Annotated in this window: 20 protein-coding genes and 1 tRNA gene; 11 read left to right on the forward strand and 10 right to left on the reverse strand. The window is 63.3% G+C overall.

What is annotated here, in order from left to right; genetic code table 11:
• Positions 1-207: 207 nt before the first annotated feature.
• A tRNA-Leu gene (locus HWE01_RS18215) sits at positions 208-292 on the reverse strand.
• A 221-nt stretch (positions 293-513) separates the two neighbouring features.
• On the opposite strand from HWE01_RS18215, the gene rnr reads away from it, so the two are divergent.
• The 3 genes from rnr to cysE all read left to right on the forward strand — a co-directional run bounded on the left by rnr (position 514) and on the right by cysE (position 4,705).
• A complete protein-coding gene (rnr, locus tag HWE01_RS18220) occupies positions 514-3,030 on the forward strand; it encodes a ribonuclease R (protein ID WP_241822507.1) in 2,517 nt (838 codons plus the stop codon).
• A gap of 91 nt (positions 3,031-3,121) precedes the next feature.
• Positions 3,122-3,859 carry a 23S rRNA (guanosine(2251)-2'-O)-methyltransferase RlmB gene (gene rlmB / locus HWE01_RS18225; protein WP_008327819.1) on the forward strand — a complete coding sequence of 246 codons (738 nt, stop codon included), beginning with the start codon at positions 3,122-3,124 and terminating at the stop codon, positions 3,857-3,859.
• 93 nt (positions 3,860-3,952) lie between these two features.
• A complete protein-coding gene (cysE, locus tag HWE01_RS18230) occupies positions 3,953-4,705 on the forward strand; it encodes a serine O-acetyltransferase (RefSeq protein WP_175342368.1) in 753 nt (250 codons plus the stop codon).
• Between the two features lie 50 nt (positions 4,706-4,755).
• Here cysE and HWE01_RS18235 read toward each other — a convergent pair whose 3' ends face one another.
• The 5 genes from HWE01_RS18235 to HWE01_RS18255 all read right to left on the reverse strand — a co-directional run bounded on the left by HWE01_RS18235 (position 4,756) and on the right by HWE01_RS18255 (position 9,526).
• Positions 4,756-5,538, reverse strand: coding sequence for a UDP-2,3-diacylglucosamine diphosphatase (locus HWE01_RS18235; RefSeq protein WP_241822508.1), 783 nt, complete (start codon positions 5,536-5,538; stop codon positions 4,756-4,758).
• Positions 5,539-5,568: 30 nt separating this feature from the next.
• Complete coding sequence (locus tag HWE01_RS18240) at positions 5,569-6,057, reverse strand: peptidylprolyl isomerase (protein WP_121039405.1); 489 nt, start codon at positions 6,055-6,057, stop codon at positions 5,569-5,571.
• 83 nt (positions 6,058-6,140) lie between these two features.
• Positions 6,141-6,710, reverse strand: a complete 570-nt coding sequence (locus tag HWE01_RS18245) for a peptidylprolyl isomerase (RefSeq protein WP_008327827.1) — start codon at positions 6,708-6,710, stop codon at positions 6,141-6,143.
• Positions 6,707-7,924 (reverse strand): L,D-transpeptidase family protein, encoded by a 1,218-nt coding sequence (locus tag HWE01_RS18250; protein WP_241822539.1) that lies wholly within the window; start codon positions 7,922-7,924, stop codon positions 6,707-6,709. The genes HWE01_RS18245 and HWE01_RS18250 overlap by 4 nt, the downstream gene beginning before the upstream one ends.
• A gap of 36 nt (positions 7,925-7,960) precedes the next feature.
• Entirely contained in the window at positions 7,961-9,526 is a 1,566-nt protein-coding gene (locus HWE01_RS18255) for a YybH family protein (protein ID WP_349641005.1), read from the reverse strand.
• Between the two features lie 234 nt (positions 9,527-9,760).
• Here HWE01_RS18255 and cysS point away from each other — a divergent pair, with 234 nt between their 5' ends.
• The 4 genes from cysS (at position 9,761) to tilS (ending at position 14,481) form a co-directional block, all read left to right on the forward strand.
• Positions 9,761-11,152: a cysteine--tRNA ligase gene (gene cysS, locus HWE01_RS18260; protein ID WP_008327831.1), complete on the forward strand. Its 1,392-nt coding sequence runs from the start codon at positions 9,761-9,763 to the stop codon at positions 11,150-11,152.
• 1 nt (position 11,153) lies between these two features.
• Complete coding sequence (locus HWE01_RS18265) at positions 11,154-11,813, forward strand: DNA-3-methyladenine glycosylase family protein (protein WP_008327845.1); 660 nt, start codon at positions 11,154-11,156, stop codon at positions 11,811-11,813.
• Positions 11,814-11,994: 181 nt separating this feature from the next.
• The gene (locus HWE01_RS18270) at positions 11,995-12,975 is read left to right on the forward strand and encodes an acetyl-CoA carboxylase carboxyltransferase subunit alpha (protein WP_008327848.1); all 981 of its coding nucleotides are present in this window, start codon (positions 11,995-11,997) and stop codon (positions 12,973-12,975) included.
• Positions 12,976-13,056: 81 nt separating this feature from the next.
• Entirely contained in the window at positions 13,057-14,481 is a 1,425-nt protein-coding gene (gene tilS / locus HWE01_RS18275) for a tRNA lysidine(34) synthetase TilS (RefSeq protein WP_241822510.1), read from the forward strand.
• Positions 14,482-14,643: 162 nt separating this feature from the next.
• On the opposite strand, the gene HWE01_RS18280 is transcribed toward tilS, so the two are convergent.
• Entirely contained in the window at positions 14,644-14,922 is a 279-nt protein-coding gene (locus HWE01_RS18280) for a hypothetical protein (RefSeq protein ID WP_008327850.1), read from the reverse strand.
• A 104-nt stretch (positions 14,923-15,026) separates the two neighbouring features.
• A complete protein-coding gene (locus HWE01_RS18285; RefSeq protein ID WP_008327851.1) occupies positions 15,027-15,272 on the reverse strand; it encodes a hypothetical protein in 246 nt (81 codons plus the stop codon).
• 215 nt (positions 15,273-15,487) lie between these two features.
• Between HWE01_RS18285 and HWE01_RS18290 the strand changes: the two genes are divergently transcribed.
• The gene (locus HWE01_RS18290) at positions 15,488-16,147 is read left to right on the forward strand and encodes a LysE family transporter (RefSeq protein WP_175342373.1); all 660 of its coding nucleotides are present in this window, start codon (positions 15,488-15,490) and stop codon (positions 16,145-16,147) included.
• Between the two features lie 105 nt (positions 16,148-16,252).
• Here the strand turns inward: HWE01_RS18290 and HWE01_RS18295 are convergent, their stop codons facing one another.
• Positions 16,253-16,543 (reverse strand): PsiF family protein, encoded by a 291-nt coding sequence (locus tag HWE01_RS18295; protein ID WP_008327861.1) that lies wholly within the window; start codon positions 16,541-16,543, stop codon positions 16,253-16,255.
• Between the two features lie 90 nt (positions 16,544-16,633).
• Positions 16,634-17,023 carry a lysozyme inhibitor LprI family protein gene (locus HWE01_RS18300; RefSeq protein ID WP_241822511.1) on the reverse strand — a complete coding sequence of 130 codons (390 nt, stop codon included), beginning with the start codon at positions 17,021-17,023 and terminating at the stop codon, positions 16,634-16,636.
• A gap of 219 nt (positions 17,024-17,242) precedes the next feature.
• On the opposite strand from HWE01_RS18300, the gene HWE01_RS18305 reads away from it, so the two are divergent.
• The 3 genes from HWE01_RS18305 to HWE01_RS18315 all read left to right on the forward strand — a co-directional run bounded on the left by HWE01_RS18305 (position 17,243) and on the right by HWE01_RS18315 (position 20,684).
• The gene (locus HWE01_RS18305; protein WP_008327868.1) at positions 17,243-17,593 is read left to right on the forward strand and encodes a hypothetical protein; all 351 of its coding nucleotides are present in this window, start codon (positions 17,243-17,245) and stop codon (positions 17,591-17,593) included.
• Positions 17,594-17,691: 98 nt separating this feature from the next.
• Positions 17,692-20,190 (forward strand): ABC transporter permease, encoded by a 2,499-nt coding sequence (locus HWE01_RS18310; protein WP_241822512.1) that lies wholly within the window; start codon positions 17,692-17,694, stop codon positions 20,188-20,190.
• A gap of 92 nt (positions 20,191-20,282) precedes the next feature.
• Positions 20,283-20,684, forward strand: coding sequence for a group II truncated hemoglobin (locus HWE01_RS18315; protein ID WP_008327879.1), 402 nt, complete (start codon positions 20,283-20,285; stop codon positions 20,682-20,684).
• The last annotated feature ends 2 nt before the right edge of the window (positions 20,685-20,686 follow it).

Genomic DNA, 20,686 nt, shown 5'->3' on the forward strand with positions numbered 1-20,686 from the left:
CCCCAAAATACAAAAGGCCGACTGACTTGCGTCAATCGACCTTTTCCATTTTGCTGCGCACTGAGGCACTCGGTCACGTCCCGCGACCCCGTCCGGCCTTGCAAGGCCGGACTTTCTCGTTCCTCCCGCAAAGCGCGCAGGCGCTTTGCTCGCGGTCCCCAAAATACAAAAGGCCGATTGATTTTCATCAATCGACCTTTTCTATTTTGGTGCCCACGGAGGGACTCGAACCCCCACACCTCGCGGCACATGGACCTGAACCATGCGCGTCTACCAATTCCGCCACGTGGGCTGCGCTGTAAAGCGAAGACCGTGATTATAGTCGGTCTGAAGCTGCTGTCAACAACATTTTCATCCCCATGACGCAAATTTCGTTGCAATACGATGCCGACCCGGCTTTTTACCCCCGTATTGCGGTTAGGTAAATGGGCGCAACTCCGTTACACTAAGGACTTCCGTTCGCCTGGGCAGTCTTCGCCTCGGCATTTATAACAATTGCGCGAAACGAAACTTTTGAGCCAATTCCCCTATTCCATTCCCAGCCGGGAAGAGATCCTCGGCATCCTGCGTACTTCCTCGGGCGCGCAAAACGTTGCCGCACTGGCCGCTGCGCTTGGCGTCAAGCCTGAAGAAATGGATGGCCTGACGCGCCGCCTCAACGCCATGGAACGCGACGGCCAGATCAAGCCGGACCGCGCCGGCAACTACAAGCTGACCCACTCGCCCGATTTCATCCTGGGCCGCGTCTCGGCCCATCGCGATGGCTTCGGTTTCCTGCTGCCCGATGAAGGGACCGATGACCTCTTCCTTCCCGAGAAGGAAATGCAGAAGGTCATGCACGGCGACCGCGTGCAGGCTCGCATCACCGGCACCGACCGCCGCGGCCGTCCCGAAGGCACCATCGTCGAAGTGGTCGAGCGCGCCAATACCCACGTGATCGGCCGCCTGTTGAATGAGAACGGCGTCTGGGTGGTCGCCCCCGAAGACAAGCGCATCGGCCACGATGTGCTGCTGGCCGGCCCCCCGGGCAAGGCCAAGGCCGGACAGGTAGTGAGCGTGGAGCTGACCGAGCATCCGTCCCGCTACACGCAACCGGTGGGCAAGATCGTCGAGATCCTCGGTGACATCGACGACCCCGGCATGGAAATCGAAATCGCCGTGCGCAAGTACGGCGTACCGCACGAATTCTCGGAAGCCGCCAAGAAGCTGTCTTCCAAGCTGCCCAGCGAAGTCAAGGCCGCCGACCTCAAGGATCGCGTCGACCTGCGCGACGTGCCGCTGGTCACCATCGATGGCGAAGACGCGCGTGACTTCGACGATGCAGTCTACTGCGAACCGGTCAAGATCGGCCGCACCAAGGGCTATCGCCTGATCGTGGCGATTGCCGACGTGAGCCACTACGTCAAGCCCAATGACGCCCTCGACGCGGATGCGCTGGAGCGCAGCACCTCGGTGTATTTCCCGCGCCGGGTCATCCCGATGCTGCCGGAAAAACTCTCCAACGGCCTGTGCTCGCTGAACCCGGACGTCGACCGCCTGACCCTGGTGTGCGATGCCGTCATCACCGCCAAGGGCGAGATCAAGGCCTATCAGTTCTATCCGGCCGTGATCCACTCGGCAGCGCGCCTGACCTATACCGAAGTGGCTTCCATCCTGGCCAACACCAAGGGCCCTGAAGCGGCGCGCCGCATCGGTCTGGTACCGCACCTGACGCACCTCTACGAAGTCTTCCAGGCGCTGCTGACGTCCCGCCAGGCGCGCGGTGCCATTGACTTCGAGACCACCGAGACCTACATCGTCTGCAACGCCGCCGGCAAGATCGAGAAGATCCTGCCGCGCACCCGCAACGATGCACACCGCCTGATCGAAGAGTGCATGCTGGCCGCCAACGTCTGTGCGGCCGACCTCCTCAAGCGCCACGATCACCCGGCGCTCTATCGCATCCACGCCGGCCCGACCAAGGAAAAGCTGACCCAGTTGCGTACCTTCCTCAAGCAGGTCGGCCTGACCCTGGGCGGTGGCGACACCCCCAGCGCGTCGGACTATGCCGAGCTCATGCCCAAGGTCAAGGCGCGTCCGGATGCAGTGCTGATCCAGACCATGCTGCTGCGCTCGATGCAGCAGGCGGTCTACAGCCCCGACAACATCGGTCACTTCGGCCTGTCCTATGAGTCCTATGCGCACTTCACCAGTCCGATCCGCCGCTACCCCGATCTGCTGACGCACCGTGCCATCAAGGCCGTGCTGCAAGGCAAGCGCTACGAGCCCAAGGGCATCGACAGCAGTGCGCTCAACACCTCGATCTCACCGGCGGCGCGCAAGGCGCAGGCACTGCAGCGCGCCACCGACAAGGCGGCCGGCAAGAAGCCGCGCGGCGAAAGCGCGCTGGCGATCTGGGAAGCGCTGGGCTTGCACTGCTCGGCCAACGAGCGCCGTGCCGACGAGGCCTCGCGGGACGTGGAAGCCTGGCTCAAGTGCTACTTCATCCGCGACAAGCTGGGCGAGGAGTTCACCGGCACCATCGCCGGTGTGGCCACCTTCGGCATCTTCGTGCAGCTCGATGCGCTGTATATCGAGGGACTGGTGCACGTCACCGAACTGGGCGCCGATTACTTCCAGTACGACGAGGCGCGCCACGAACTGCGCGGCGAACGTACCGGCATCCGCTACCAGTTGACCGACCGCGTCACCGTGCAGGTCAGCCGGGTGGATCTGGATGCGCGCAAGATCGATCTGGCCCTGGTCAACGAACCGGGTATCCGCACGCTGATCAAGAACGAAGCCAAGCGCGCCGAAAACGCTGCGCGTGGCAAGTCCGGTGGCAGCAGGCAGGCCCAGGACGCCGCACAGCCCGCCGCGCGCGGCAAGAAGGGCGTGGCGGCCAAGCAGGCCGCCGCCGCCGGCAGCAAGCCCAAGGGCGGCGCCAAGGCCAAGGCCGGTGCGGCGCGCACCAGCGCGGCACGTCCTGGCGACGCTGACCGCAAGCGCGCGGCCGCCAAGGCTTACAGCAAGGGCAAGAAGAAGCGATGAGCATGTCCCCGGTCTTGGGTACCGCACAGGCCGGGTTTGATGGAACGATGGGCAGATGCCCCAAGCAAGACGAAAGACACAAGCAGGATCTATGAAGAGCAAAATGATTTTCGGCTTCCATGCCGTGACCTCCCGCATCCGCCACGAGGCTTCCTCGGTGGAAGAGATCTACGTGGATGCCGAGCGCCGCGACCGCCGCATGCTGGATTTGCTGCATGCCGCCAAGGAAGCCAATGTGCGCATCATCCAGGCCGACGACCAGCGCCTGGCCGCCATGGTCGGCACGCGCCGTCACCAGGGCGTGGTGGCCAAGGCCGCCGCGCTGTCGCTGGCGCGCACCCTCGATGAACTGCTGGACGCCGTGGTCGGTCCGCCGCTGCTGCTGATCCTCGACGGCATCACCGATCCGCACAACCTGGGTGCCTGCCTGCGCGTGGCCGACGGTGCCGGCGCGCATGCCGTGATCGCTCCCAAAGACCGCGCCGTGGGGCTCAATGCCACGGCCATGAAGGTCTCCAGCGGCGCCTCCGACACCGTGCCCTACATCACCGTCACCAACCTGGCGCGCACCATGCGCGACCTGAAGGAGCGCGGCGTGTGGATCATCGGTACCACGGATGATGCCGAGAAGGGGCTGTACGAAGGCGACTTCACCGGCCCCACCGCACTGGTGATGGGCTCCGAAGGCGAAGGCATGCGCCGTCTCACCCGTGAGACCTGCGACGTGCTGGTCAACATCCCCATGTTCGGTTCGGTCGAGAGCCTCAACGTCTCCGTGGCTTCCGGCGTCTGTCTGTACGAGGCGCGACGCCAGCGCTTGCCCAGGTAAGTCCGGTCATCCCCGCATGACACCATCGCCGGACTTTGCGTCCGGCGATTTTTTTTGCAGCACTTTTTCTTTCAACGTTTCAGGAAACACACCATGTTCAGCCGACTCAGAGAAGACATCGCCAGCATCCGCGAGCGCGATCCCGCCGCGCGCAACAGCTGGGAGGTGCTGACCTGTTATCCCGGTCTGCACGCGGTGATCCTGCATCGCTGGGCCCAGGCTTGCTGGCAGGCCGATCTGAAATGGCTGGGCCGCTTCATCTCGCAGATTGGCCGCACGCTCACCGGCATCGAGATCCATCCGGGCGCAACCATCGGCCGCCGTGTCTTCATCGACCATGGCATGGGCGTGGTGATCGGCGAGACCGCCATTGTCGGCGACGATTCCACCATCTACCAGGGTGTGACCCTGGGCGGGACGTCGCTGGCCAAGGGCGCCAAGCGTCATCCCACCTTGGGACGCGGCGTCATCATCGGTGCCGGAGCCAAGGTGCTGGGCGGCTTTACGGTGGGAGATGGCGCCAAGGTCGGCTCCAATGCGGTGGTCACCAAGGAAGTGCCGGCGGGAGCGACGGCGGTAGGCAACCCGGCGCGCATCGTCGAGCGCAATGCCGCGCCGACCGCGCGTGAACAGGCGGCAGCCCGCCTGTTCGCAGCCTACGGGGTGATGCCCAATGGCGATGATCCGCTTTCCAAGGCATTGCACGGACTCATCAATCAAGTCGCCGCCCAGGAGCAGCAACTGGAAGCCGTGCTGGCCGCCTTGCAGGGTGCGGGGATAGGCTGTCGACGCCTGGAAGAGGCTGGGCAATTCGACGCCGCGCAACTGAACCGGCTGGTCGATTGATGAGGAAAGCGCAGCCGGTACAATCCGGCTGCGATGAAGTGCACGCGGGATCAGGTGATCTCGCCTCCGTCCACGCCATGCCGATGCAGTACGCCATCGGCTGTCATGCTGATCCAGCCGCCACGCGGCGTCTCCACGTCATATTCCCAATCCGGCAAGACATAGCGCAGCTTGCCATCACCGAGTCGATGCAGGGCAGGGCGGTGCGTGTGCCCGTGGATCAGCACGTCGGTGCCGGTCTGCGCGAAGAGCGCATCGATGGCGCCGGCGTTCACATCCATGATCGCCATGTCCTTGCTCTGGTTGGCGTCCTGGCTGTTCTTGCGGATGCCTTCGATGATGGCCTTGCGCTGCGCCAGCGGCATGGCCAGGAACTGCTGCTGGTAGGCCGGCTGGCGCACCTGCGCGCGAAAGGCCATGTAGGCCTGGTCATCGGTGCATTGCGCGTCGCCGTGTGCCAGCGCCAGGGTGCGGCCTGCCACGGTGATGACGTGCGGGTCCGGCAGCAGCGTCAGCCCGGCGGCATCGGCAAAATCCTGTCCGACCAGGAAATCGCGGTTCCCCGCCATCCAGTACAGTTGCACGCCGTGGCCCTGTACAGTTCTCAGTGCATCAGCAATCAGTTGGTTGTAGGGAGCAGTACGGTCGTCGTCACCGGCCCAGTACTCGAACACGTCACCTAACAAGTACAGTTGCTGCGTCTGTACCGCATGGCTTTGCAGGAAGGCCAGGAAAGCCTCGGTGGTGCGGGGCAGGGCGGCCTGCAAATGGAGGTCGGAAACAAAAAGCGCAACCGTCGGTTGCGCTTTCTGCATGAACTGGAAATCAGTCATGGTCGATGAAGTCAGCGGTCGGGGTCAGGCTCAGACCACTTCTGCCTTCTCGATCACCACATCTTCCGCCGGGACGTCGGCGAACATGCCGGCGCGGGTGGTCTTGACGCCCTTGATCTTGTCGACCACTTCAGTGCCTTCGACGACCTTGCCGAAGACGCAGTAGCCCCAGCCGTCCTGGCCCGGGTAGTCCAGGAAGCTGTTGTTCTTGACGTTGATGAAGAACTGCGCCGAGGCCGAGTGCGGGGCGGCAGTGCGTGCCATGGCCAGGGTGTAGGGCTCGTTCTTCAAGCCGTTCTTGGCTTCGTTCTCGATCGGCTCGCGGGTTTCCTTCTGCTTCATGCCGGGTTCGAAGCCGCCGCCCTGGATCATGAAACCGTCGATGACGCGGTGGAAGATGGTGCCATTGTAGTGACCGGCGTTGACGTAGGCCAGGAAGTTCTCAACGGTCTTGGGGGCTTTTTCCGCATCCAGTTCGATCTTGATTGCGCCGTGGTTGGTGGTGAGCAGAACTGCCATGATGAATTCCTTTGCTGGTGGGGGAAATAAAAAAACCGGCGGGCGACTTGGGCCCGCCTTGGCTGCGCGACGAGACGCCGGCCTTACTTGAGCAGGGTGGCCGACTCGATCACCACGGGAGTGGCCGGCACATCGCCGGCGCCGGTGCGCACCTGCTTGATCTTGTCGACCACGTCAGTGCCGGCGATGACCTTGCCGAAGACGGCATAGCCCCAGCCGTCCTGGCCGGGGTAGTTCAGGAAGCGGTTGTCCGCCACATTGATGAAGAACTGGGCCGTGGCCGAATGCGGTGCCGACGTGCGCGCCATCGCCACAGTATAAACCTCGTTCTTCAAACCGTTATTGGCCTCGTTCTTGATGGGGGCCTCGGTGGGCTTCTCACGCATGTTCTGGTCGTAGCCTCCGCCCTGGATCATGAAGCCGTTGATGACGCGGTGGAACACGGTGCCGTTGTACTGGCCCTTCTTGACGTACTTGATGAAATTGTCGACCGAGACCGGGGCCTTTTCGGGATTGAGTTCCAGGGTGATGTCACCCATGCTGGTCTTGAGCAGCACACGCGGGGCATTGGCGGCCAGGACCGGCGCGGCCAGCGTGGCCGACAGGGAAAACGCTGCTGCCATGCGCAGCAGATGACGACGGGAGAGGATCATGCGTTGCCTTCGTAAATGATTTTCCATTGCGATCCTTCACGCACCCAGTACTGGCGCTTGCGGATCGCGTTCTTGCTCTTGCCGACCGCACTTTCCTGGGTGAAAGTGCTGACGATCATGTCTTCCGGTGCGCCGGGATAGCGGAACAGGCTGACATCGCGCAGTTTGACACTGGTATAGCGCGCGCCGTTCAGACTCTTCTGCTGGCGACCGAACCAGGTGGCCAGGTTCTCGCCCTGGGCCGAGCGGAATTCCGGCGAGTAATACGACAGTACCTTCTCGGCATCGGCATCTTCCAGCGACTGGCTCCATTGTTCCAGCATGGCCGAGGCGGCGTCGCGTTCCTTGCTCAGTGCATCCTTGTTGACGAATTGCACGTGCTGACTGATGACCACCACCGTCTTGCCGACCTCGGCGGTGGAATACAGGCTCTGCAGGTCCGGGTTGGCCAGTACCACGCAACCGTCCGAAGACAGCGGCGGGCGGCTGAAGTTGTCCGAGGGCGTGCCATGCAGCCAGATGCCGTAGCCGCTGCGGCCATTGCGCTTGTCCCATTCATTGGGATAGGACAGCGGCAGCGCACCCGTGCCATAGAAGTCCGGCAGCTTGGGGCCGGGGATGCGGTTGTTGATGTAATACACCCCGATAGGGGTGCGCTGGTCGCCGGACTTGGTCTTGTTGGCGCCCAGGCGCCCCTGCGAAATGTAGTAGTCGCTCACATACTTCAGGTCGCCACCCTGGTTCTCGTACACATACAGGCGCGAGCGGGTGGTATCGACGACCAGCACGTTCTTCTGGTCCTCGCCCAGCTGCAGCACGGACTTGGGAATGAGTGCGGGATCCGGTTTTTCCTGCAGCGAGCGGATGCGCACCATGGCTTCATCGCGCAGTTCCTTGAGCTTGTCGCTGGGGCCATCGGCCATGGCGCCGAAATTGCGCACCGGACGCGCGTGCATGAGCAGCAGATCGCCGCGCACCAGGTGGCCCAGTCGAAAGGTCGGATAGGCCGCGACCAAGGCGTCGGCCTTGGCCTGCGCCTGGTGCAGGCGGTCGGCGCCAAGATCCTTGTAGATATCGATGAGCAGGGCTTCCGGATCCGGCTTGATGGCCGCTGCGCCCACCGTATTGGCGGGCGGCGCAAGGGCCGACGAGGATGCCACGCTGCCCATGGCAGGCAGACCTGCCAGGCACAACATCAACAGGCGTCCCAGCATGCGCGCGGGACGCCCTTGCAAAGCGCTAGCCACCAATTACCCTCCCGATCGTTCCTGTTTGATCAGCCATCGATTGCCCTGTTTGACGAAGATCAGGGTCTTGCGGCTGTCCACCGTCAGCCGATCCGAATTATATATCTGGCGATAGCGCACGGTCGCGGTGTTGCCATTGATGGTGACCGAGGCATTGCTGACCTTGACGCTGATGTGGCCCTTGTCCTCGATGCGGGCGCGGCGCTCTTCGGCCCATTCCTTGCGGGAGGCGCCACGGGGCGTATCGAAGTCGCCGGCATAATGGCCCAGATAGCCGCGCACGTCCTTGTCGCTCCAGGCCTTGGCCCAGCCACTCAGAGCGGCCAGCACGGCGGCCTTGTCCTGTTCGGCGCTGGCCTTTTCCTTGTCGGCATGGGCCTTGTCGGCACGCGCCTTGTCGGCGGCGGCCAGTTTCTCCGCCTTGGCCTTGTCGGCCGCGGCCTGTTTCTCGGCTTTTGCCTTCTCGGCCGCAGCCAGCTTGTCCGCCTTGGCTTTTTCGGCGGCAGCCTGGGCGGCCTTTTCCTTCTCGGCGCGGGCGGCTTGCTCGCGGGCCAGCTTGTCGGCTTGTTCCTTGTCCTTGCGGGCTTGCAGTTCCTTCTGCTTCTGTTCGGCGGCAGCCTTGTCGGCCGCGGCCTTCTGAGCCCGCGCCTGTTCGGCGGCCAGTTGCTCGGCACGGGCTTTCTCGGCCTTGGCGCGCTCGGCGGCGGCCTTCTCGGCGGCCGCCTTTTCCGCAGCAGCCTTGTCGGCCGCGGTCTTTTCGGCTGCGGCTCTTTCCGCTGCCGCCTTGTCGGCTGCGGCCTTTTCCTTTTCGCTGGTGGCCTTGGCGATGGCGGTCTTCTCGGCCTCGGCGCGGTCGGCGGCGGCCTGCTGGGCCAGCTTCTCGGCCGCCAGGGCCTTGGCGCGCTGCTGCTGCTCGGCGGCGTTGGCGTCGGCCTTGGCCTTGGCATCGCGCTGGGCGGAGGCGGACGAGGCCAGGCGCGGTACCGTGCCACCGGTGGTGTTGCCGTTGAGCGAGCGCAACAGCGTCAGCTTGGGCTGCGGGACGTTGGCGCCCGGATCGATCTGCAAGGCCTTGTCATAGGCCTGGCTGGCCATCTTCGCGTAGACGTCGCCCAGGTTCTCCAGTGCCGTCGCATAGGTCGGGTTGGTGCGCATGGCCATGTCCAGCGCAGCCCGCGCCTTGTCGTACTGGCCATCGGCCGCGTACAGCACGGCCAGGTTGTTGTACGGTTCGGGCAGATCGGGGAAGTCCTCGGTCAGCTTGGTGAACACGGCAATGGCCTCGGCAGAACGGTTTTGTTCTGCTAAGATCAGTCCCTTCGTGAAACGCAGTTGCGCATCGCGCGGGTGTTTGGCCAGTACGGCATCGGTCTTGGTCAGTGCTTCGGCATACTGTCCGGCCCGCATCAGCTTGTTGATGTCAGACATTTCACTGGCATGCGCAAGCGTGGCGGGCACCCCGAAGAGGGCAGCCACCAGGCTGGACAACACTGCCGTCTTGTGGGCAGTCTTGCTGATCAAACCGCGCAAACCATGAATGGATGTCTGTTCTTGTGATTCTGGGGCCATGGTTTTATCGATGCTATACTCGAAGAAATTCGAAGAAAGCTGGCATTTTATATCAAACAAGTAATACAAAAAGAGGTTTGGCTACCGTGATCCGTTCATGTTGCAATTGCTGCTAGAACAATGAATCCCAGGCAGGGGCCTGCCAGCGCCGCGCTTCATGCCGGTGTCAGCCCTACGCAAACTGCATGAACCCGTCGCCTGTTGCGGCAACGCCAACCCCAGAATTCCCATCCCATGAGCGAGCTCAAGATTTACAACACGCTGGCGCGTGACAAGCAGACCTTTTCCCCGATCGAACCCGGCAAGGTGCGCTTGTACGTGTGCGGCATGACCGTGTATGACTATTGCCATATCGGCCATGCGCGCGTGCTGGTGGTGTTCGACATGGTGCAGCGCTGGCTGCGTGCCTGCGGCTATGCCGTGACCTACGTGCGCAACATCACCGATATCGACGACAAGATCATTCATCGTGCCGCCGAGAACGGCGAAACCATCGCCCAGCTGACCAATCGCTTCATCGATGCCATGAACGAGGATGCCGCCGCCCTGGGCGTGCAGCGTCCCGACCATGAGCCGCGTGCGACCAAATACGTGCCGAAGATGCTGGACCTGATCGGCAAGCTGGAAAAGAACGGCCTGGCCTACAAGGCCAGCGATGGCGATGTGAACTATTCGGTGCGTGACTTCCCCGGCTACGGCAAGCTCTCCGGCAAGTCGCTGGACGACCTGCGCGCCGGCGAACGGGTCGATGTGAACACCGGCAAGCGCGATCCGCTGGACTTCGTGCTCTGGAAAGCCGCCAAGCCCAGCGAGCCGGACGAGGCCAAGTGGGATTCGCCCTGGGGTTGCGGCCGTCCGGGCTGGCACATCGAGTGCTCGGCCATGTCCAGCGATCTGCTGGGCGACCACTTCGACATCCACGGCGGCGGCCAGGACCTGCAGTTCCCGCACCACGAAAACGAGATCGCCCAGTCCGAGGGGGCACACCAGCACACCTTCGTGAACTACTGGATGCACAACGGCTTCGTGCGCATCGACAACGAGAAGATGTCCAAGTCCCTGGGCAACTTCTTTACCATCCGCGACGTGCTCAAGAAGTACGACCCGGAAGTGTTACGTTTCTTCATCTTGCGCGCCCACTACCGCAGCCCGCTGAACTACTCGGATGCGCATCTGGACGATGCCCGCCAGGCGCTCACCCGCCTGTACACGGCCTTGAAGGATGTACCGCCGGAAGCGGGCGGCCTGCTGGCCGACGAGTCCCATGCACAAAGGTTCACAGAGGCCCTGAACGATGACTTCAACACGCCAATGGCGGTGTCGGTGCTCTTCGAGCTGGCCAATGAAGTCAACCGTGACCGTTCGCCGGTGCAGGCGCGCCAGTTGAAGGCGCTGGCCGGTATCCTCGGCCTGTTGCAGCGCGCACCGGACGAGTACCTCAAGGGTGGCGTGGCGGCGGCCGACGGTCTGGGCCAGGCCGAGATCGAAGCCTTGATTGAAGCGCGCAAGGCAGCCAAGGCAGGCAAGGACTTCGCCGAAGCCGACCGACTTCGCGCCGTGCTGACCGAGGCCGGCATCATTCTGGAAGACAAACCGGGCGGCCTGACCGAATGGCGGAGAGCTTGATTTGAATACCAACCGAAAAGCCAGCGAAGCCGATCCCAGCCTGATCGTGCCGGCCTACTGGGAAGAGGCCAAGGCCGAGCTGATGAAGCGTGACCGCATCATGCGCAAGATCATCCCGCAGTTCGGGGATCTGCAACTGACGGTGCGCGGCGACGCCTTCACCACGCTGGCGCGCTCGGTGATCGGCCAGCAGATCTCGACCAAGGCCGCCAATGCGGTCTGGCAGCGCTTCCTGGAAGCCTGTCCGCGCTGCACGCCGGCCCAGGTGATGCGTACCGGAGCCGATGGACTGGCCACTTGCGGTCTGTCCAAGCGCAAGGCCGAATACATCCTCGACCTGGCAGCGCATTTCAAGGCCAAGACGGTGCATCCCGACAAATGGGCGGAGATGGAAGACGAAGCCGTCATTGCCGAGATGATCCAGATCCGCGGGATCGGCCGCTGGACAGCCGAGATGTTTTTGATATTTAATCTGCTGCGCCCGAACGTGCTGCCGCTGGATGACCTGGGATTGCTCAAGGGCATCAGCGTCAGTTATTTCTCGGGAGAACCGGTCTCGCGCAGCGATGCGCGGGAAGTCGCTGCGAACTGGGAACCGTGGCGCACCGTGGCCACCTGGTATCTGTGGCGCAGCCTCGATCCGGTGCCCTCCGATTATTGAACCAAGGGGAAGAGGGCGCGGGCAGACCTGCCGTGCAGGGTCTGCGCTGGTGTATACTCCGCACCTCCCAAGATTTGAAGGCAAACCGATACATCCGGGGATCATCGAGCCGCAACCCGCACCGGGCCGGCGTTTTCAGCGATTCTCGCCGCATGATCGGACTTGTTGAAAAAGGAACACAATGAGTAAATCGACAACGACTTTTCTGGGCTTCGAGCAGGCCATCGCCGAGCTGGATGCCAAGATTGAAGAGTTGCGTTTTGTACAGGACGATTCGGCCGTCGACATCTCCGAAGAGATCGAGCGCCTGGTCAAGAAGAGCCAGCAGCTGACCAAGGACATCTACGCCAAGCTCACGCCCTGGCAGGTTTCCCAGATTGCGCGCCATCCGCAGCGTCCCTACACCATGGACTACGTGCGCGAGATCTTCACCGACTTCCACGAACTGCACGGCGACCGCACCTTTGCGGACGACCAGTCCATCGTCGGCGGTCTGGCCCGGTTCAACGGCCAGGCCTGCATGGTGATCGGCCACCAGAAGGGGCGCGACACCAAGGAACGCGCCATGCGCAACTTCGGCATGCCCAAGCCGGAAGGCTATCGCAAGGCCATGCGCCTGATGAAGGTCGCCGAAAAGTTCGGTTTACCGATTTTTACCTTCGTTGACACCCCCGGTGCCTTCCCCGGCATCGATGCCGAAGAGCGCGGCCAGTCCGAAGCCATCGGCCACAATCTCTACGTGATGGCCGAACTGAAGGTGCCGCTCATTGCCACCATCATCGGTGAAGGCGGTTCCGGTGGTGCGCTGGCCATCGCCGTGGGCGACTCGGTGCTGATGCTGCAATATGCGACCTATTCGGTGATCTCGCCGGAAGGCTGCGCTTCCATCCTCTGGAAGACCGCCGACCGCGCCGCCGATGCGGCCGAGGCGCTGGGCCTGACCGCGCATCGCCTGAAGGCCATTGGCCTCATCGACAAGATCGTCAACGAGCCGCTGGGCGGCGCCCATCGCGATCCCAAGCAGATGGCCGGACTGCTCAAGCGCGCGCTGTCGGATTCGCTGCGCCAGTTCCAGGGCATGAAGACCAAGGACCTGCTGGCTGCGCGTCACGAAAAGCTGATGGCCTATGGCAAGTTCAAGGAACTCAATTCGGCCGAGTAATCGTCCGCGTTCCGTTCACGTCATTGCAGGCGCCAGCGATTGCTTCGCTGGCGTTTGTCTTTTCCGGCACCGCTTTTTCTCATGTCCGATCATCCCTCTCTTTCTCCCTCCCCGGGCAAGCTGCCACAGGCGTTGCAGGCATTGCAGGCCACGCTGGCTGCCGCCGGTTTCGATCCCGCGCGGGACACGCTGGCCGTGGCCTTCAGCGGCGGGCTCGATTCCACGGTCTTGCTGGAAGTGGCCGCGCAGTGGCAACGTGAGCAGGGTGCATCACTGGTGGCGCTGCATGTGCATCATGGGCTCTCGCCCCATGCGGATGCCTGGCTGGCCCATGTCGAAGATCGTTGTGCGCGGCATGGCATCACCTGCGCGCATGAGCGTGTGCAGCTGGAGCGGGTAGCCGACAGCGGCGTGGAAGAAGCGGCGCGGCTGGCGCGTTACGCTGCATTGGGGCGGCTGTGCCGGTCGCACGGCGCACGTCTGCTGCTCACCGCCCATCATCTCGACGACCAGGCCGAAACCGTGCTGCTGCAACTGCTGCGCGGCAGTGGCCTGGCGGGGATGTCGGGCATGGATCAATGCAGTACCGCTGCGGCGCTGCTGGGCGATCCGCAGACCATGATTGCGCGGCCCTTCCTGGCACTTGCGCGCGCGCAGCTGGAAGCGTGTGCTCGTGCCTGGTCGCTGAGCTGGATCGAGGATGAGTCCAACAGCGATCCGCGCTACACCCGCAATGCCTTGCGTCATCAGGTCATGCCCGCGCTCGCTCAGGTCTTCCCCGGATATCAGCAACGTCTGGCACGCGCCGCCGGACACGCGCAGGGTGCGCAGGTATTGCTGCGCGAAGTGGCCCAAGAGGATCTGGCGCAATGTCGCCAGGACGATCATCTGCGCATGCCAGCACTGCGCGCCTTGAGCGAGCAGCGCTTTCTCAATCTGATGCGTCACTGGTTCGGGCTGCGCGGCATGCGCATGCCCTCGGCGGCGTGGATGCAGGAGATGCGCACGCAATTGCTGCAGGCCGATGTGGAGGCCCAGTTGTGCGTCTCCCACCCCGATGGCGAAGTGCATCGCTATCGCGAACGCGTGTTCCTGGCACCGCGCCGCCGTCTGCCTGATGAGGGCGCGGCCTTGTCGCTGCGCTGGAGCGGGCAGGCGCAGGTGCAGGTGCCGGCCTTCTACGGCACGCTGCACTTCGACCCGATTGCGCCAGGGGATGCGCGGCCCGGTTTCGATGCGCACTGGCTGCGTGCCCAATCCTTGCTGGTGTGCGGGCGCAGCGGTGGCGAACGCATCAGGCTGGCCGCCAACCGTCCGGCGCGCAGCCTCAAGCAGCAGTACCAGAGCGCCGATGTGCCGGCCTGGGAACGCCCTTATCTGCCGCTGGTATGGGCGGGTGAAGCCTTGCTGTTTGCGGCCGGGGTGGGCATGGACTGCGAGCATTTCGCCGACATTGCCGCCGCTGCCGCATCGGAGCGCATCGCCTTGCGCTGGCAGCAGGACTGAATCGAGCCGGCGATGCGAAACGCTGCCTGGATCAACAACGCCAAATGATATAAAAAATATCGCCCCCGTACCTCATGGTGCGGGGGCGATACTCCTGTCATCCCTGACATGTCCGGGCATCAGAGAACACTGGCGCCCGGGGTGGTGCTCCTTGCGGACGGCTTACTTGGCGGCGCCGTCAGCTGCCGGCTTGGCTTCAGTACCGGCGGCTTCCTTCTTCTCGGCCTTTTTCTCTGCCTTCTTCGCAGTCTTGCCTTCAGCCTTCTTTTCCGACTTCTTGTGCTTGGCGTGATGTTCCGCCTTGGCCTTCGGTGCGGTCTCGGTCTTGGCGGCTTCGGCCTTGGCCGGGGCAGCGGCGGGCGCTGCTGCGCCGGTCTGGGCGAACACCGGCAGGGTCAGGGCCGACAGCAGGGAAGCGAGGATGATGGTCTTGGTTTTCATGGTGATGTCCTTTCAGAGACAAGTGTCTGTTTGCGTCAGTAGTACTGTGTGTACGGTGTGTGCTGCGTGTCTGTCAGGTGTACCGGGAGTGGCCCGGTACAGTCTTACTTGGTCTTGGCTGCCGTATCGGCGGCGTCCTTCTTTTCAGTCTTGGCTTCGGACTTCTTGGCCGACTTCTTGTGCTTGGCGTGATGGCTGGTCTTGGCCTTGTGTGCGGTGTCGGTCTTGCCGGCTTCCGCCTTGGCCGTGGCTGCTGCTGGCGCGGCCGGCGCAGTGCTGCCGGTCTGGGCGAACACCGGCAGGGCCAGTGCGGTCAGCAGGGAAGCGACGATGACGGATTTGGTTTTCATGGCAATGTCCTTTAGAAAGTGGTTGTTACGCTCGGCGCTTGATTTTGCGTAATCGCTTCATCGTTTCGTGTCGCCTTGCTTCCTATAACGAGCCGTCGACCTGAAGGACGACGTGAAAGTGTTTCAATTCATCGTGTATTTGTAAGCATTCGTTGCAGCTTTGCTTATAATGGTCGACTCCCCATTCCACGCTGCGCCCTCCGACCGAGTTCTTCATGGCTTATCAAACCTGGATCACCTTTTTCTTCGCTGCCTGCCTCATTGCCATCTCGCCCGGTTCGGGCGCCGTGCTGTCGATGAGCCACGGTCTCAATTACGGCCTGCGCCGCACCACGGCCACCATTCTCGGCCTGGAAATCGCGCTGGTGGTGGTTCTCATCATCGCCGGTGCCGGTGTGGGCTCGCTGCTGGTGGCCTCCGAGACCGCCTTCAACGTGGTCAAGATTGCCGGTGCCCTGTACCTGATCTATCTCGGTTTTTCGCAGTGGCGCGCGCACGTGCCTTCCGAGCAGGAAGGCGAAGCCATCGACGCCGCCAATGCCGTGGCCCGCGCCCAGCGCGGCCAGCACTGGTGGCAGCGCTGCATGACGGGCTTCCTCACCAACGCCACCAACCCCAAGGGCATTGTCTTCATGGTGGCGGTGCTGCCGCAGTTCATCGACCACGAGCGCCCGCTGTGGCTGCAATTGCTGGTGCTGGCCGTGACCATGGTGGCGGTGGATCTGGTGGTCATGCACGGCTATGCCTTCGCGGCCAGCCGTCTGCAGCGCTTCTTCCGCAGCCAGAAGGCGATCAAGGCGCAGAACCGTTTCTTCGGCGGGGTGCTCATGCTGGTGGGCGCCGGCCTGTTCTTCTTCAAGCGCGCCCAGCACTGATCGCGGCGCCGCGCAGACAACAAAAAACCCGCAAGCTGCCTTGCGGGTTTTTTGTTGATCGGCTTGATCGGCCCGATCGGGCCGGGCCGGATGACGGTGGACGCCTTACTTCTTCTTCAGGCAGGACGACATGAAAGCCTTGCGCTCATCGCCCTTCTTGCCGGCAGCGTCGGCGTTACATTGCTTCATCTTGTCCTGCTGGGTGGCCGGCTTGGGCTGTTCCTTCTTCAGGCAGGAGGACATGAAAGCCTTGCGCTCGTCGCCCTTCTTGCCGGCAGCATCGGCGTTACATTGCTTCATCTTGTTCTGCTGGGCATTCTGCGCCATGGCGGGAGAACTGAGCAGCAGCGGGGCAGCCAGCGCGAACGAGGTCATGGCGAAGAGCATTTTTTTCATGGAAGACTCCCTGGGGCAAGGTGGATTCGTGGGTCTGATCGGTATGATTCTTCAGACGGGAGCATTACAGCATGAAAGTTTATGTCCTGACTAGCGCACGCAGTTGAGATCGCCTTCCTTGCAGCCTGCCAGCGCCTTCAGTTCATCGGTACGGTGACGGGTCTTCTCGGCCAGGCAGGTTTGCAGGGCCAGTGCGGTAGCGGACCCGCCCGCACTGGCCGAACTTTCAAAGCGGCAGGACAGGTCGCGGTACTTCAGCCAGGCCAGTTGCACCTCGCGCAGCTTGTTTTGCTGTGCCTTGTTGAGTTTGTCGCGATAGGCCATATAAGTGGCATTGAGGTCCGCGTCGTTATGGGTCAAGGTCTCCGAGGCACAAGCGTTCATCTCGGCCTGGGTGGCGGCCTGGGTGCAATCAGCGGCAAAGGCGCTGCCGGCACACAGCAACAGGGCGGCGGCCAGCAGGGACAGGGGGGCTTTCATCGGTGGGAACTCCAGTTTCTCAGGCGGCGAGACTGCACAGGCGGTGCCGCGGGCCAGAGATCGCAGGGCCGGCGGGGTGCTTGCAGCTTGTCGGGATAAAATGACATTTTGCCTGTCTTAGAAGAAGACAGGGCAGTGCGGTTCGGCCGTTTTTGCGACGAAATTGCAACAAGTCGTATCTGATTTTCCCTGTCCAACCCTTTTTCAGGAGTAGTGCAGATGGGATTGAGCTGGCTATCGGCCATCAAATTGATTCCCTGGGGGGATGTGGTCCAGGCCACCCCGGGCATCGTCAAGGGCGCGCGTGAGCTGTGGTCGCGCACGCGCAAGGCCAAGACGGCAGTCGATGCCGCACCGGCCGCACCGGTGGGCGGCGAGCTCGGCCAGTTGGCCCAGCGCATCGCCCAGCTGGAAGCCGAGCAGCTCGACGCCAGCCAGCTGATCAACACCCTGGCCGAGCAGAATGCGCAACTGGTGGCCATCATGGATGGCATGCGGCGCCGCCTGCGCATGCTGGGTGCGGCCTGCGTACTGCTGGCCGTGGGCGTGGTGGCGGTGTGGCTGCGCTGATGTCGGCCTGCGTCTTTCGTGATGGCGGACTCGCCGTTCCTGCTTCACGATTCCTGATTCCTGATTCCTGATTCCTGATTTCTTACGACTGGCCCTGCATGTTCCAACAAGCACTGCGCATGACCCTGCGCGACTGGCGCACCGGTGAACTGCGCTTCCTGCTGATCGCCCTGATCGTGGCGGTGGCCGCGCTGTCCTCGGTCGGTTTCTTCGTCGATCGCATGCGCGCCGGGATGACGCGCGATGCCCACCAGCTGCTGGGGGCCGATCTGCTGATCGCGGCCGACCAGCCACTGCCATCCTCCTGGCTGCAGCAGGCCAGCGGTCTGCGCCTGCTGCAGGCGCAGACCCAGGTCTTTCCCAGCATGGCCCAGGCCGGGGAGGGCGATGCGGCGCGCTCGGTGCTGTCCTCCATCAAGGCCGTCACGGCGGGCTATCCCTTGCGCGGCCAGCTGCGACTGGAAGGCAAGGACGGACACGACCGGCCCGCCGATGGCATCCCGCAGGCCGGTACGGTATGGGTGGATCCGCAGATTCTGTCGCAGCTCGACGTGAAGCTCGGCGATACCTTGAAACTGGGTGATTTGCCGTTGAAGATCGCCGCCGTCATCTCGGTCGAGCCGGATCGCGGCAGCGCCTTTGTCAACTTCGCGCCGCGCGTGATGGTCAATGAGGCCGATCTGGCCGCCACGCACCTGGTGCAGGTCGGTTCGCGCGTGACATATCGCTTGTTGATCGCCGGACCCGTCGAGGCCGTGCAGCGTTACCAGCAGCAGATCGAAGGCCAGATCGAGGCCGACAAGCTGCGCGGCGTACGCGTGGAGTCGCTGGAAAACGGCCGCCCCGAAATGCGCGCCACGCTGGACCGCGCCGAACAATTCCTCTCCCTGGTCGGCCTGCTGTCAGCCATGCTGGCGGCGCTGGCCGTGGCCATGGCGGCGCGTCGCTTCATGCTGCGCCATCTGGATGCCTGCGCGATGCTGCGCTGTTTCGGCCTGACCCAGGCCCAGGTGACCCGGCTGTATCTCACCGAATTCGTTCTCATCGGGCTGGCGGCCAGCATCATCGGCATGCTGGTCGGCTTTGCCGCGCACTTTGCGTTGCTGCAATGGCTGGGCAGTTTCCTGCCGACCGCCTTGCCGCCGCCGGGCTGGGCACCTGCCTTGCAGGGCGTGGCCACCGGGCTGCTGTTGCTGGTCGGGTTTGCCTTGCCGCCCATCCTGCAATTGCGCAACGTGCCGCACAACCGGGTGATCCGCCGCGACCAGGGCGCACCGCAGGCGCTGACCGTGGCCAGCTATGTGCTGGGCACGCTGGTGTTCTCGGGATTGCTGCTGTGGCAGGCGGGCGATCTCAAGCTGGGCTTGCTGACCATCGCGGGTTTCCTCGGCGGCTTCGCGCTGTTCGCACTGGTGGCCTGGCTGTGCCTGCGCGCCCTGCGTTCGCTGCGCGGCCTGGTGGATCGCCAGAGCTGGCGCTTTGCCATCGACGGTCTGCAACGCCGTCCGGCGGCGGCGGTCATGCAGGTGGTGGCACTGGGGCTGGGGCTCATGGCCTTGCTGTTGCTGACCGTGATCCGTGGCGATCTGGTGGGCGCATGGCGCCAGGCCACGCCTGCGGATGCCCCCAACCGCTTCATCATCAACATCCAGCCGGACCAGCGCGAGGCCGTGCAACAGGCGCTGCGCCAGGGCGGGGTACAGGATGTGGCGCTGTATCCGATGATTCGCGGGCGCCTGGTGCAGATCAATGGTCATGCCGTCAATGCGGCGGATTATCAGGAAGATCGGGCCAAGCGCCTGGTGGACCGGGAGTTCAATCTCTCGACCATGGCCAACATCCCGCCGGGCAATGGCATCGTGGCTGGTCGCTGGTACGACGACAGCCATCCCGAAGCCTCGGTGGAACGCGGACTGGCCCAGACCCTGGGCATCAAGCTGGGGGACCGCCTGCAATTCGATATCGCCGGCCAGCTGGTGGAGGCGCCGGTGACCAGCCTGCGCAAGCTGGAGTGGGGCTCGCTGCGGGTGAACTTCTTCGTCATCCTCAACCCGACATTGATGCGCGATACGCCGCAAAGCTGGATCACCGCCGTCCACCTGAGAGCGCAGCAGGAAGCGCTGGGCAATACACTGGCCCGCGATTTCCCCAATCTGACCGTGGTAGACATAGGAAGTGTACTGAGACAGATCCAGGAAGTGGTCGGTCAAGTGATTGCTGCTGTAGAGTTCCTGTTCCTGTTCACTTTGTGCTCAGGTGTACTGGTACTGTACGCTGCACTGGCAGGGTCCCAGGATGAACGTGTACGGGAAGCTGGCCTGTTGCGTGCCCTCGGTGCGACCCGCCAGGAGCTTTCACGCGCCCAGCGCATCGAGGTGCTGCTGGTGGGTTCGCTGGCCGGGCTGCTGGCGGCCAGCGGTGCGGCGGGTATCGGTTGGGCGCTGGCGCATTACATCTTCAATTTCGAGTGGAGCTTCAGTCCGCTGGTGTGGGTGGCCGGCATGGGCCTGGGGGCGGGCTGTTCGGCCTTGGGCGGCTGGGCCGGATTGCGTCACGTGCTGCGCCGTCCACCGCTGCAGACCTTGCGCGAAGCCTGATCCCGGCCGGATACGACGCAGATCAAGAAAGCCGGCGAGGGCCGCCGGACTGCACCGACGCGGCAGTCCGGCTGCGGTATCATGGCGGTCTTATGCAAATCGAAGATCCCAACCAACCGACCACGTTCGAACTCATCGGCGGCGCTGAGAAGCTGCGCGAGATGGTCGACCGTTTCTATGACCTGATGGACCTGGAGCCGGAGTTCGCCGGCATCCGCGCGCTGCATCCGCCCTCGCTGGATGGCTCGCGCGACAAGACCTACATGTTCCTCTCCGGCTGGACCGGTGGTCCCAGCCTGTACATGGAAAAATTCGGCCATCCGCGCCTGCGCGCGCGCCACCTGCCTTTCCCCATCGGCATCTCGGAGCGTGACCAGTGGCTGCGCTGCATGACTTGGGCCATGCAGGACGTGGGCCTGCCGGAAGACCTGATGAAACGCCTGCTGGCGGCGCTCTACCAGACGGCCGACTGGATGCGCAACAAGCCCGAGTAAAT

The organism is Herbaspirillum sp. C7C8, from assembly GCF_022627875.1.
In the GTDB taxonomy this organism is placed as follows: domain Bacteria; phylum Pseudomonadota; class Gammaproteobacteria; order Burkholderiales; family Burkholderiaceae_D; genus Herbaspirillum.

What these genes read in the sequence shown, in the direction of transcription:
- rlmB (WP_008327819.1), top strand. Translation starts at nt 3,122, where the DNA reads ATGAAGAGCAAAATGATTTTCGGCTTCCATGCCGTGACCTCCCGCATC.
- cysE (WP_175342368.1), top strand. Translation starts at nt 3,953, where the DNA reads ATGTTCAGCCGACTCAGAGAAGACATCGCCAGCATCCGCGAGCGCGAT.
- HWE01_RS18235 (WP_241822508.1), bottom strand. Translation starts at nt 5,538, where the DNA reads ATGACTGATTTCCAGTTCATGCAGAAAGCGCAACCGACGGTTGCGCTT.
- HWE01_RS18240 (WP_121039405.1), bottom strand. Translation starts at nt 6,057, where the DNA reads ATGGCAGTTCTGCTCACCACCAACCACGGCGCAATCAAGATCGAACTG.
- HWE01_RS18245 (WP_008327827.1), bottom strand. Translation starts at nt 6,710, where the DNA reads ATGATCCTCTCCCGTCGTCATCTGCTGCGCATGGCAGCAGCGTTTTCC.
- HWE01_RS18250 (WP_241822539.1), bottom strand. Translation starts at nt 7,924, where the DNA reads ATGCTGGGACGCCTGTTGATGTTGTGCCTGGCAGGTCTGCCTGCCATG.
- HWE01_RS18255 (WP_349641005.1), bottom strand. Translation starts at nt 9,526, where the DNA reads ATGGCCCCAGAATCACAAGAACAGACATCCATTCATGGTTTGCGCGGT.
- cysS (WP_008327831.1), top strand. Translation starts at nt 9,761, where the DNA reads ATGAGCGAGCTCAAGATTTACAACACGCTGGCGCGTGACAAGCAGACC.
- HWE01_RS18270 (WP_008327848.1), top strand. Translation starts at nt 11,995, where the DNA reads ATGAGTAAATCGACAACGACTTTTCTGGGCTTCGAGCAGGCCATCGCC.
- tilS (WP_241822510.1), top strand. Translation starts at nt 13,057, where the DNA reads ATGTCCGATCATCCCTCTCTTTCTCCCTCCCCGGGCAAGCTGCCACAG.
- HWE01_RS18280 (WP_008327850.1), bottom strand. Translation starts at nt 14,922, where the DNA reads ATGAAAACCAAGACCATCATCCTCGCTTCCCTGCTGTCGGCCCTGACC.
- HWE01_RS18285 (WP_008327851.1), bottom strand. Translation starts at nt 15,272, where the DNA reads ATGAAAACCAAATCCGTCATCGTCGCTTCCCTGCTGACCGCACTGGCC.
- HWE01_RS18290 (WP_175342373.1), top strand. Translation starts at nt 15,488, where the DNA reads ATGGCTTATCAAACCTGGATCACCTTTTTCTTCGCTGCCTGCCTCATT.
- HWE01_RS18295 (WP_008327861.1), bottom strand. Translation starts at nt 16,543, where the DNA reads ATGAAAAAAATGCTCTTCGCCATGACCTCGTTCGCGCTGGCTGCCCCG.
- HWE01_RS18300 (WP_241822511.1), bottom strand. Translation starts at nt 17,023, where the DNA reads ATGAAAGCCCCCCTGTCCCTGCTGGCCGCCGCCCTGTTGCTGTGTGCC.
- HWE01_RS18305 (WP_008327868.1), top strand. Translation starts at nt 17,243, where the DNA reads ATGGGATTGAGCTGGCTATCGGCCATCAAATTGATTCCCTGGGGGGAT.
- HWE01_RS18310 (WP_241822512.1), top strand. Translation starts at nt 17,692, where the DNA reads ATGTTCCAACAAGCACTGCGCATGACCCTGCGCGACTGGCGCACCGGT.
- HWE01_RS18315 (WP_008327879.1), top strand. Translation starts at nt 20,283, where the DNA reads ATGCAAATCGAAGATCCCAACCAACCGACCACGTTCGAACTCATCGGC.